Raw genomic sequence first — 11,767 nt, 5'->3', positions numbered from 1 at the left:
CCCGCCAGTGGCGCGCAGCCGGCGACGGTTGAAGCACCGGTCGCTGCCGAGGGTCACGGCGGATGAAGCTGTCCGACATCTCCATCCAGCGGCCGGTGTTTGCCGTGGTGATGAGCCTGCTGTTGCTGGTGCTGGGCGTGATGTCCTTCACCCGCTTGACCCTGCGCGAACTGCCGGCCATCGACCCGCCGATCGTTTCGGTGTCGGTGGACTACACCGGTGCTTCCGCAGCGGTGATCGAGAGCCGGATCACCCAGGTGCTGGAAGACGCGCTGGCCGGCATCGAAGGCATCGATACGATCAACGCACGCAGCACCAACGGCCGTTCGCAGGTCAGCATCGAATTCACCTCCAACCGTGACATCGAAGCGGCGGCCAACGATGTGCGCGATGCGGTCAGCCGCGTGGCCGACCGCATGCCCGAGGAGGCGCGGCCACCGGAGATCGCCAAGGTCGAGAGCGATGCCGATCCGATCATCTGGTTCAACATGGTGTCCTCGACCATGGACACGCTGGAACTGAGCGACTACGCCGACCGCTACGTGGTCGACCGCTTTTCCAGCCTCGATGGCGTGGCCCAGGTCCGCATCGGTGGCCGCCAGCGCTATGCGATGCGCATCTGGCTGGACCGCGACCAGCTGGCCGCACGTGGGCTGACCACCGGCGATGTGGAAACTGCGTTGCGCAACGAGAACGTGGAACTGCCTGCTGGCCGCATCGAATCCACCGACCGCGATTTCACCCTGCGCGTGGAGCGCAACTACATCAAGCCCGAAGACTTCGCGACCATCCCGCTGGGCAAGGGTAGTGATGGCTACGTGGTGCGCATGGGCGATGTGGCGAAGATCGAGCTGGCCTCGGCCGAGCGTCGCGCCTACTACCGCAGCAACGGCGAGCCCGGCATCGGCCTGGGCATCGTCAAGACCTCCACTGCCAATTCGCTGGATGTTGCGCGCACTGCGCGCGCCGAGGCTGAACGTGTTGCGCTGACCCTGCCCAAGGGCACGCAGATCTTCGTTGCCTTCGACAACACCACTTTCATCGAGGCTGCCGTCGACCGCGTGTACGCCACCCTGGTGGAGGCGATGATCCTGGTGCTGGCGGTGATCTGGCTGTTCCTCGGCAGCTTCCGCGCGGCGTTGATTCCGGCGGTGACGGTGCCGGTATGCCTGGTGGCGGCGTTCATCGCGCTGTACGCGTTCGACTTCTCGATCAACCTGCTGACCCTGCTGGCGCTGGTGCTGTGCATCGGCCTGGTGGTGGATGACGCGATCGTGGTGGTGGAGAACGTGCAGCGCCGCATCGACCTGGGCGAGCCGCCGCTGGTGGCATCCAAGCGCGGCACTGCGCAGGTCGCCTTCGCGGTGATCGCCACCACCGCCGTGCTGGTGGCGGTATTCCTGCCGGTCGGCTTCCTGGAAGGCAATACCGGGCGCCTGTTCCGCGAACTGGCGGTGGCCCTGGCCGCCGCTGTCGCGCTGTCGGCGTTCGTCGCGCTGACGCTGACCCCGATGATGGCCTCCAAGCTGCTCAAGCCGCATACCGGGCAGGCACCGCGCGGGCTGCACGGCTTCATCAACCGCAATCTGGAACGCCTGGCCGGCGCCTACGGCCGCGTGCTCGATCATCATGTTGATCGCACGTGGATCTACCTGCTGGTGATGGCCGCTGCGTTGGCGGCCAGCTGGCTGCTGATCAAAGTGCTGCCTTCGGAACTGGCCCCGGCCGAAGACCGTGGTTCGTTCCAGATCATGATCGACGGCCCGGAAGGCGCCGGCTACGACTACACCGTGCAGCAGGTGCAGCAGGTCGAAGCGCTGCTGGCACCGCATGTGGGCGCGGACAAGCCGATCGTGCGCGCCAACCCGCGCGTGCCCGGCGGCTTCGGCGCCAGCGAGGAAATGCACACTGGCCGCGTCAGCGTGTTCCTGCAGCCGTGGCGTCAGCGCAGCGAAGGCACGCCGGAAGTCGCCAACGAACTGCAGAAGGAACTGGACACCATCCGTGGCGTGCGTGTGCGTACCCAGGTCGGTGGTGGCCTGGTGCGCAGTGGTGGGCAGCCGTTCCAGATCGTGTTGGGTGGCCCGGAATACGCCGAGATCGCGCAGTGGCGCGACCGCATCCTGCTGCGCATGGCCGACAACCCCGGCCTGGTCGGCCCGGACTCGGACTACAAGGAAACCCGTCCGCAGATGCGGGTGAACATCGACCGCCAGCGTGCGGCCGACCTCGGCGTGCCGGTCACCGCGATCGGTTCGGCACTGGAAACGATGATGGGCTCGCGCCGCGTCACCACCTTCGTCGACAACGGCGAGGAGTACGACGTGCTGGTCCAGGCCGGCCGTGATGGCCGCGCCAGCCCCGCCGATCTGGCCGCGATCCGCGTGCGTGCCACCTCCGGCGAGCTGGTGCCATTGTCCAACCTGGTCACGCTGAGCGAAGTGGCCGAAGCGGGCACCTTGAACCGCTTCAACCGCCTGCGCTCGATCACCATCAGCGCCGGCCTCGCACCTGGCTACCCGCTGGGCGAGGCCATCGCCTGGGCGCAGCAGGTAACCCGCGAAGAGCTGCCGCAGTACGCGCAGGTGAACTGGAAGGGCGAATCGCGCGAGTACCAGAGCGCGGGCGGCGCGGTGCTGCTGACCTTCGCCATGGCCCTGCTGGTGGTGTACCTGGTGCTGGCCGCACAGTTCGAGAGCTTCATCCACCCGCTGACGATCATGCTGACCGTGCCGCTGGGCGTGCTTGGTGCGCTGGTCGGGTTGTGGCTGAGTGGGGGTACGGTGAACCTGTTCAGCCAGATCGGCATCGTCATGCTGGTCGGCCTGGCGGCCAAGAACGGCATCCTGATCGTCGAATTCGCCAACCAGCTGCGCGACGACGGGCGAACCGTGCGCGAAGCAATCATCGAATCGGCGATGGTGCGCCTGCGTCCAATCCTGATGACCTCGATCGCCACCGTGGTCGGCGCGATTCCGCTGGTGGTGGCCGGTGGCCCGGGTTCGGCCAGCCGTGGCACCATCGGCATCGTGATCATCTTCGGCGTCACCCTGTCCACCTTCCTGTCGCTGTTCGTGGTGCCGGCGTTCTACGCGCGGCTGGCCCCGTATACCCGCTCGCCAGAGGCGGTGAAGCGCGAGCTGGAGAAGCAGGAGGCCGACTCGCCGTCGGTCGGTGGTCATGCCTGAGCCGGCGCGCATTCTGCACGGCGAAGGCTTCCTCCTGCGCCCCTGGCGCAGCGATGACCTGGAGTCGCTGCTGCGCCACGCCAACGACGCGGACGTCTCGCGTGGGCTGCGTGACCGCTTTCCGTATCCGTACACCCGCGAGGATGGCGAAGCCTTCCTGGGCGGGCGCGTACTGGCCCCCGGCACCCTGAACCTGGCCATCGAGATCGACGGGCAGGCCTGCGGCAGCGTGGGTGCCCAGCAAGGCGTGGCCGAGCGCGGGCATACCGCTGAACTGGGTTACTGGCTCGGCCAGGCCCATTGGGGGCGGGGCCTGATGACCGGTGTGGTCGGTCTGTTCGCGCCCTGGGTGATGGACGAGCTTGGCCTGTTCAGGCTGCAGGCCACGGTGGTCGACTTCAACCTGGGCTCGGCCCGGGTGCTGGAAAAGAACGGTTTCCAGGAAGAGGGCGTGGAGCGCTGCGCCGTCTACAAGCGCGGCGTCCTGCATGACCTGCGCCGCTTCGCCCGGGTGCGGACCGCACTGCCCTGAACAAGCGGGCTGGCCGCTGTAGAGCCGAGCCCATGCTCGGCTTGGGCCCCTGACGGCAGCCGAGCATGGGCTCGGCTCTACAAAACAGCGCTATCGCAGCGACCTTCGATCAGGGAGAATCGACCGGTCCCTTCCAGCCGACGGGACGTCCTCACAACCCGCCGACTGGAGAGAGCGCGCGTGGAAGCTACCGTACATTTCATCAACAGCATCATCTGGAGCAAGGCGCTGATCTTCATGTGCCTGGCCGCCGGCCTGTTCTTCAGCCTGCGCACCCGCTTCATGCAGATCCGTGGTTTCGTCGAGATGTGCCGCCTGACCGTGTCCGGTGAGAAATCCGACGCCGGCGTGTCCTCGTTCCAGGCCCTGGCCATGTCGATGGCCGGCCGCATGGGCATCGGCAACATCGCCGGCGTGGCCACCGCCATCGCCTTCGGCGGCCCCGGCGCGATCTTCTGGATGTGGGTGATGGGCTTCCTCGGCGCATCCACCTCCTACGTGGAATGCACCCTGGCGCAGATCTACAAGACCAAGGATGCCGAAGGCCGCTACCGCGGTGGCCCGGCCTACTACATCGAAAAGGCGATGGGCCTGAAGTGGTATGCCATGGCCTTCGCCATCGCCACGATCATCGCCGCCGGCTTCCTGATGCCGGGTGTGCAGGCCAACGCGATCGCCGACAGCATCATCAATGCCTGCCGTGGCACCGCGCTGTGCGGTCCGCTCGATGGCCAGTCCTTCGGCATGGAATCGGTGCAGGCGCTGAAGCTGGGCATCGGCATCGTCGTCGCCCTGCTGCTGGGCGTGGTGATCTTCGGTGGCGTCAAGCGCATCGCCAACTTCGCCGAAGTGGTGGTGCCGTTCATGGCGGCCGGCTTCATCCTGATGGCCATCGTCATCATGATCATCAACTACGACCGCGTGCCGGAAATGTTCGGCATCATCTTCAAGAGCGCCTTCGGTACCCACGCCGCGTTCGGCGCGATGATGGGCCTGGCGGTGGAGTGGGGCATCAAGCGCGGCATCTACGCCAACGAGGCCGGCCAGGGCTCGGGTCCGCACGCTGCAGCGGCTTCGGAGGTCTCGCACCCGGCCAAGCAGGGTTACGTGCAGGCCTTCGCCATCTACTTCGACACCATGATGGTGTGCACCGCCACCGCCTTCCTGATCCTGGCCAGCGGCACCTACAACGTGTATTCGCCGGTGGCCGGCGCCGAGCCGATCTTCCAGGGCCTGGCCGGCATTCCCGAAGGTGCGGGCTACGCGCAGGCGGGTGTGGAAGCGGTGCTGCCGGGCTGGGGTTCGGCCTTCGTGTCGGTGGCGATCTTCTTCTTCGCCTTCACCACGATCATGGCCTATTACTACATGGCCGAAACCAACCTGACCTACGTCAACCACAACAGGAAGCGCCCGTTCACCGTGCTGCTGCTGCGCCTGGGCATCATCGGCATGGTGGTGTTCGGCGCCTTCCACAACGCCACCCTGGCCTGGGCGCTGGGTGATATCGGCGTGGGCCTGATGGCCTGGCTGAACATCATCGCCATCCTCATCGTGCAGAAGCCGGCCATGCTGGCCCTGCGCGATTACGAACGACAGAAGAAGCTCGGCCTCGATCCGATCTTCGACCCCGATGCCCTGGGCATCAAGAACGCCGATTTCTGGCGTCAACGCAAGCTGGAGTTGTCCCGTAGTGAATGATCCCTGGAAGAATGCCCGCCGCCCGTCGTCGCGACCGCCGCGGGCCACCCCGCTGCCACCGCGTGAGGGCGGCACCCCGCCATCGCCGGGGCGTGGCAACGACGAGCTGCGCCTGTATGGCTGGAACGCGGTGCAGGCCCTGTTCGCCAAGCGTCCGCAGGCACTGCGCAAGCTGTACCTGGTGGAGTCGCTGATTCCGCGCATGCAGCCGGTGCTGAAGTGGTGCGTGGCCAACCGCGTGGGCTACCGCGTGGTGGAAGAGGGCGACCTCAACAAGCTTGCCGCCACCACCCACCACGAAGGCCTGGTGGCCGACGTGCTGCGCGCGCCGGTGCTTCCGCTGGCGCAGTGGCTGGCCGAACTGGACGAGGGCCCGGCGCTGGCACTGTGGCTGGATGGCGTCGGCAATCCGCACAACTTCGGTGCGATCCTGCGCTCTGCCGCGCACTTCGGTGCCAAGGCGCTGCTGCTGCCTGCCAGCAGCACGCTGGCACTGTCCGGCGCGGCCGCACGCGTGGCCGAGGGCGGTGCAGAGTCGGTGCCGCTGGTGCAGTTGCCTGAAGACGCAGAAGCGATGGCGCAGCTGCGCGCGGCCGGTTTCGGCCTGGCCGCGACCCTGGTCGAGGGTGGCGATGACGTGTTCCGCGCGTCGTTGCCGGCCCGCTTGGTCTACGTGATGGGCGCGGAAAGTGAAGGCATGGATCGCGGCCTGGCCAGCCAGTGTGACCAGCAGCTGTCGATTCCCGGCAGTGGCGCGGTTGAAAGCCTGAATGTCGCTTCCGCCACGGCCGTGCTGCTGGCGCAGTGGGTCAGCCAGCGCGGCTGATGGGCGGGTTTGCGGGCGCCGGGTAACGCCGGTGCCCGCGGATCGGAGTAGATCCACGTCGTGCGGGATTTCCTCGTGCCGGGAAGGTGCCTCCTGCGTTGCACTACGCAAGGCGTGCACGGTTCACCGGTAGCGCCGGGCAACGCCCGGCGGATTTCCTGACAGTGCGATGCGCAAAGCATGCATGACGAATTGAAAGTTTCCTTATTGGTGTGCCGTTCCCGGCGACGCAGGGTGGAAGTCCATCCAACGTCGTACAGGAGTGGTCCCCATGCATCATCCTCCTCGCAGTACGGTGCGTGTCTGCCTGGTACTGGCATTCAGTGCGCTTGCCGCCGTTTCCGCGCAGGCCAACGAGCGCACGCTCGACGGCGTCAACTTCACCGGCCCGCTGATCACCCCCAATCCCGCCGGTATGCCGGCAGGTCGCTGGTACGTCGAACCCTATCTGGTGCGGGTCGACAGTTCCTCGTCCTTCGATAACAACGGCGACCGCCAGCGCAGCAACGAGCGCAGTGGCGCGTGGGCGATGGTGGTGCCCATCGCCTACGGGTTCAGCGAGCGCGTGACCGCCCAGGTCAACCTCAGTGCCTCGCGTGCAGAATCAGGCAACGCGCGCAGCAGTGGTTTCCGCGCCGGCGACACCACCGCACGCCTGCAGTACCTGCTGCAGCCTTCCAGTGCCGATGGCACCACGCCGGCGGTGTCAGTTGCACTGGTGCAGCGCTTCAGCACCGGCAGTCACGACCGGATCACCGGCAACCCGCTCGACGCCCAGGGTGACGGCACGCAGCGCACCGTGGCCGCGCTGGCGGTACAGCAGGTGGTATGGCTGGCGAACGATCGCCCGCTGCGCTGGCGCGCGCAGCTCAGTGCCGGGCCATCGCCCTCACGCACTGCGATTTCCGGCGGCAGCGTGTATGGCACCGATGACGGCTTCCAGGGACATATCGCGCGCGGTTCGGTGCTGGGCCTTTCGGTGGGCGTCGAGTACAGCTTCAACGAACGCTGGGTGGGCGTCATGGAAATGGCCGCCAGCCGTGAAAGCGGCCAGCGGCTGACCGGCTTCGCACCGGATGCCGCCGGCGCGCTCCAGCGCATCGTTGAGGCCCGTCCTGCCAGCCGCAACCTGACCTTCGCGCCGGCGATCGAGTACCACTTCAGTCCGTCGCTGGGGGTGATTGCCGGCGTCGAATTCACCGTTGCCGGTCGCAATACCGGCCGCACCGTCAGTCCCCAGGTCGCCCTGGGCATGTTCTTCTGATGGGGGCCCTGCGATGAATGTCGAATCGATCGTCAATGCCGTTCTTGCCGTTGTCTGGAGCCCGTACCTGGTGGTGCTGTGCCTGGCGACGGGTCTGTACTTCAGCGTGCGTACCCGCTTCATCCAGCTGCGCGCGCTGCCGGACATGCTGCGCCTGATGTTCCGCCACGAACGCTCCGATGCCGGTGTCTCGCCGTTCCAGGCGTTGTCATTGTCGCTGTCCAGCCGGGTGGGCGTAGGCAACATCGCCGGTGTCGCCATGGCCATTGCCTTCGGCGGTCCCGGCGCGATCTTCTGGATGTGGGTGGTCGCCTTCCTCGGTGCCTCAAGCGCGTTCATCGAGTCCACCCTGGCGCAGATCTACAAGGATCGCGATGCCAAGGGGCAGTACCGCGGTGGTCCGGCGTACTACATCGAAAAGGGGTTGGGCCAGCGCTGGTACGCCGTGCTGTTCGCGTTGGTCACGGTGCTGGCGGGGGCGATGCTGGCGGGCACGCAGTCCAACGCCATCACCAGTGCGGTGAATGAAGCGTGGGATGTTCCGGTAGTGGTCACCACCGGTGTGCTGCTGGTGGTGTTGGCGGCGATCCTGCTCGGCGGCGTGCGTCGCATCGCGCGCGTCGCCGAATGGGTGGTGCCGGTGATGGCCGTGGCCTATCTGCTGGTCACTGCGGTGGTGATGGTCCTCAATGTCGAGAAAGTGCCTGAGGTCATCGCCCTGGTGCTGCGCAGCGCGTTCGGTGTCGATGCTGCATTCGGCGCGATGATCGGCACCGCGATCCAATGGGGGGTGCGTCGTGGCGTGCTGTCCAACGAAGCGGGCATGGGCAGCGGCGCGCATCCTGCCGCCGCAGCGGAAGTGTCGCACCCGGTGAAGCAGGGGCTGGTGCAGTCGTTCTCGGTGTACATCGACACCATGGTCGTGTGCAGCGCGACGGCCTTCCTGATTCTCTCCACCGGGCTCTACAACGTCTACGACCCGGCGGTGAACGGTGTGCCCGATGAGGCACGACTGCTGCTGGGCAACCTTCCTGGCGTGGAAGCGGGGCCGCGCTTCGTGCAGTACGCGGTGGAGTCTGCCTTGCCCGGCTTTGGCAAGTCATTCGTCGCGCTGGCGATCCTGCCTTTCGCCTTCACCACCATCCTCGCCCTGTACTACATGGCCGAGACCAACGTCAGTTACCTCTGCCGCGATCGTCCCCGACAGTGGGTGATGGGCGCCTTCCAGCTGCTGTTCCTGGCTGCTACGGGCTACTCGGCGATGAAGAGTGCGACAGTCGCGTGGGCGTTGGGCGATATCGGCGTAGGCATGATGAGCTGGCTGAACATCATCGCCATCCTGCTGCTGCAGAGGCCCGCGCTGGCAGCACTGCGCGATTACGAAAACCACCGGCGCCACGGGCGTGATCCGTTGTTCAATCCGAAGCTGCTGGGGGTTCGCAATACCAGCGTGTGGGCAGAGTAAGTGCCCAGGCAGGTAGCGCCGGGATGGCCCGGCGCTACCTGGTCAAGCGTTGATCCACGTCATGCGTGGATGCGGCTTCACTCGTTCGGCGGCGTGGTGGCCTTCGCTTCACTGCCGAAACTGCCATCGGCTTCGGCGGCCAGATACGCAAACACGGTGTAGGCCGCCACGTTCTGCGCCAGCGCCTTCGGGTCGATCTTGTCGAGCGTGTCGTCGGCGGTATGGTGCAGGTGGAAGTAGTCCGAGCCATCCTGCGCCAGCCACGCCCACGCACCGCCCTTGGCGGCCAGCGGACCGACATCCGGCCCTGGACCACCCTTGTCGGCGGCGTACTCGATGCCGAGCGGCTTCATCACTTCGGCGATCTGCTTGGTGGCCTCGCGCGAGCCCTCCGGGTTCGGCGAACCGGTGTTGAAGGCGTAGATGCGACCAGCACCGAAATCGCTCTCGGCGGCCAGCTGGTGCAGGGCCACGTCCTTGGCATGTGCCTCGGCGTAGGCCTTGCCGCCATACAGACCCTGTTCTTCATTGGCGAAGGCGACCACGCGGATGGTGCGCTTCGGTGCCTGCTTCAGCTGGCCGATCAGATGGCCGGCGGCCATGGTGATGCCCACGCCCGCGCCGTCATCGACCGCGCCGGTGCCCAGGTCCCATGAATCCAGATGGCCGCCGATGACGACCACTTCCTTCGGCAGCGTGCGCCCGGTGATCTCACCGATCACGTTGTACGAGGTCGCGGTGCCATCCCAACCGCAGTCCAGCGCCACCTTCACCGTGGTCGCGCCACGGGCGAGCAGGCGTGCCAGCTGGTCGGCGTCGGGCACCGACAGCGCCGCCGACGGTACCGGCGTCAGGCCGTCATCGAAGCGGGTGATGCCGGTGTGCGGTACGCGGTGCGAATCGGTACCAGCCGAACGCATCAGGAAGCCGACCGCGCCCTTGCGGATGGCCTCGGACGGGCCCTTGCTGCGGATCGCGCCGCCGCGGCCATAGTCGCGGCCATCGCGGAACGGCAGCATCTGGTAATCGACGAAGGCGATCTTGCCCTTCAGCGACCCGGCCGGTGCGGCCTGCAGCGCGGCCAGATCGGCGAAGCGCACCACCTCGGCTTCCACCGTGCCGCCCGGGCTGCCACCCAGCGCAGTGATCTGCAGCGGCTGCGGGTTCCTGCCGGTCACGGCGGCGTGTTCACTGCGGCGCTCCCACTTCGGGAATGTCACCGGTTCCTTCCACACCTTGTCAAAGCCCAGTGCCTTGAACTTGGCTTCGGCCCAGGCCACGGCCCGGGCGTCGGCTTCGCTGCCGGCGATGCGCGGGCCGATCTCGGTGGTCAGCGATTCGACCACCTTCCAGCCGGTGTCATCGGCCAGCGCCTGGTCGCGCAGCTGCGCGGCAGTGGCCAGCGAGGCCGGCGGCAGGGTGGTGGCATGCGGCGCCGCGAAGGCCGGCGCGGCCAGCAGGGCGAGGGAGGATGCGATGGCAAGGACGCGGCGACGCATGGACAGCTCCGGGAAGGGTGTAAGCCTTGGAGCTTAACAGTCGTTCAGCGCCGCGCATGGGCGGGAGGTCATGGCCGCTGCGGATGCTGTTTTCCGCCAGATGCAGCAAAGCGAAAGCCCCGCCGGAGCGGGGCTTTCGCACGCTCCCATGGCGCCCGAGGGCGCCGCTGGCAATTACTTGGCTGCGGTATCCAGCTTCATGATGTAGCTGGCCACGCCGTTGCCGGCGTTGTTGATGTAGTCGTTCAGAAACTGCTTGTCGAGCGACAGCAGAGGCGAACCCTTCAGCGAATCGTAGGTGGCATCGACCGTCAGTAGCCCGAAGCGCTTGGCCAGCGCAGTCACCGCTTCATGGCGTGCCTTTGGCGAATCGCCGGCCTTCTGCAGATCGGTGGCGATCTGGTACTCGGCACTCTTGGCTTCCAGCGCCTCGTTCAGCACGCCGGCCATCGCGAACAGTGACTCGCGCGTCAGCGTCGGATCGAGGCCGCGCGCTTTCATCTGCGCTTCGATCGGCTGCGCGGCCGCCAGCAGCAGGTCGGCGTGGCTGTAGCCGTCCAGCGGTGCGGCTACGCCATTGGGCAGTGCCATCCCGGGCTTGTAGGGCAGGTAATGGCCCTTGCCATCGGTGACAGAGACATCGCGCGCCTGCGCGGTGCCGGCCACGCACATGCAGGCAGACAGCAGCAGGGGGATGGCGAGTGCGCGCATGCGCGGGGTGGGGGTGTTCAAGCGGTGCCTCCTGGCATCCACCGCAAAGGGCGGTGGTTTCGCGCTTTCAGCGCGGTGCGAGGGCACTGCGCGGGCGCAGGAGGATAACAGCAACACCGCATGGGCAGCGTCGCAGACACGCAGATGGAAAGGGCGCCCGCAGGCGCCCGTTCCGTTACTTCTTCAGGTTGTCGCGGATCTCGCGCAGCAGCAGAACTTCCTCGGCCGGTGCAGCCGGTGCGGCTTCCTGCTTGCGCGACAGGCGATTGATCACCTTGATCACCAGGAAAATGGCGAAGGCCACGATCACGAACTGGATCAGCGTGTTGATGAAATCACCGTAGCCGATCACCACGGCCGGGATTTCCTTGCCATCGGCACCGATGCTGGCCGGCGACAGCGTCCACCCAAGCTGCGAGAAATCGACCTTGCCGATCAGCATGCCCAGCGGCGGCATGATGATCTTCTCCACCAGCGCGGTGACGATCTTGCCGAAGGCCGCGCCGATGACCACGCCGACGGCGAGGTCGATGACGTTGCCGCGCATCGCGAATTCCTTGAACTCGGTGAGCATTCCCATTGTT

Annotated in this window: 9 protein-coding genes; 6 read left to right on the top strand and 3 right to left on the bottom strand. The window is 66.6% G+C overall.

The features are described 5' to 3' along the window. Window positions 1-62: 62 nt before the first annotated feature. The 6 genes from DBR20_RS06695 to DBR20_RS06670 all read left to right on the top strand — a co-directional run bounded on the left by DBR20_RS06695 (window position 63) and on the right by DBR20_RS06670 (window position 8,973). Window positions 63-3,188 carry an efflux RND transporter permease subunit gene (locus DBR20_RS06695; protein ID WP_108265630.1) on the top strand — a complete coding sequence of 1,042 codons (3,126 nt, stop codon included), beginning with the start codon at window positions 63-65 and terminating at the stop codon, window positions 3,186-3,188. Then, window positions 3,181-3,720 (top strand): GNAT family protein, encoded by a 540-nt coding sequence (locus tag DBR20_RS06690; RefSeq protein ID WP_108265629.1) that lies wholly within the window; start codon window positions 3,181-3,183, stop codon window positions 3,718-3,720. Before DBR20_RS06695 ends, DBR20_RS06690 begins: the two co-directional genes overlap by 8 nt. A gap of 180 nt (window positions 3,721-3,900) precedes the next feature. Next, window positions 3,901-5,418 (top strand): alanine/glycine:cation symporter family protein, encoded by a 1,518-nt coding sequence (locus tag DBR20_RS06685; RefSeq protein WP_089236620.1) that lies wholly within the window; start codon window positions 3,901-3,903, stop codon window positions 5,416-5,418. Then, entirely contained in the window at window positions 5,411-6,244 is an 834-nt protein-coding gene (locus DBR20_RS06680) for a TrmH family RNA methyltransferase (RefSeq protein ID WP_108265628.1), read from the top strand. The genes DBR20_RS06685 and DBR20_RS06680 overlap by 8 nt, the downstream gene beginning before the upstream one ends. Window positions 6,245-6,515: 271 nt before the next feature. Then, a complete protein-coding gene (locus DBR20_RS06675) occupies window positions 6,516-7,508 on the top strand; it encodes a hypothetical protein (RefSeq protein ID WP_108265627.1) in 993 nt (330 codons plus the stop codon). Window positions 7,509-7,521: 13 nt separating this feature from the next. Next, the gene (locus DBR20_RS06670; RefSeq protein WP_108265626.1) at window positions 7,522-8,973 is read left to right on the top strand and encodes an alanine/glycine:cation symporter family protein; all 1,452 of its coding nucleotides are present in this window, start codon (window positions 7,522-7,524) and stop codon (window positions 8,971-8,973) included. Between the two features lie 77 nt (window positions 8,974-9,050). On the opposite strand, the gene DBR20_RS06665 is transcribed toward DBR20_RS06670, so the two are convergent. From DBR20_RS06665 to mscL, 3 genes are all read right to left on the bottom strand, one after another. Continuing rightward, window positions 9,051-10,472: a M28 family peptidase gene (locus DBR20_RS06665; protein WP_108265625.1), complete on the bottom strand. Its 1,422-nt coding sequence runs from the start codon at window positions 10,470-10,472 to the stop codon at window positions 9,051-9,053. Window positions 10,473-10,646: 174 nt separating this feature from the next. Beyond that, on the bottom strand, window positions 10,647-11,204 hold the full coding sequence (locus DBR20_RS06660; protein ID WP_146186962.1) for a hypothetical protein: 558 nt from the start codon (window positions 11,202-11,204) through the stop codon (window positions 10,647-10,649). Between the two features lie 154 nt (window positions 11,205-11,358). Then, window positions 11,359-11,763: a large-conductance mechanosensitive channel protein MscL gene (gene mscL, locus DBR20_RS06655; protein ID WP_108265623.1), complete on the bottom strand. Its 405-nt coding sequence runs from the start codon at window positions 11,761-11,763 to the stop codon at window positions 11,359-11,361. Window positions 11,764-11,767 lie beyond the last annotated feature (4 nt).

Origin of the sequence: Stenotrophomonas sp. HMWF023, assembly GCF_003060985.1 — a bacterium.
GTDB classification, from domain to species: Bacteria; Pseudomonadota; Gammaproteobacteria; order Xanthomonadales; family Xanthomonadaceae; genus Stenotrophomonas; species Stenotrophomonas lactitubi.
Note: the sequence above shows the minus strand (reverse complement) of the source record. Positions and strands in the feature narration are given on the sequence as shown.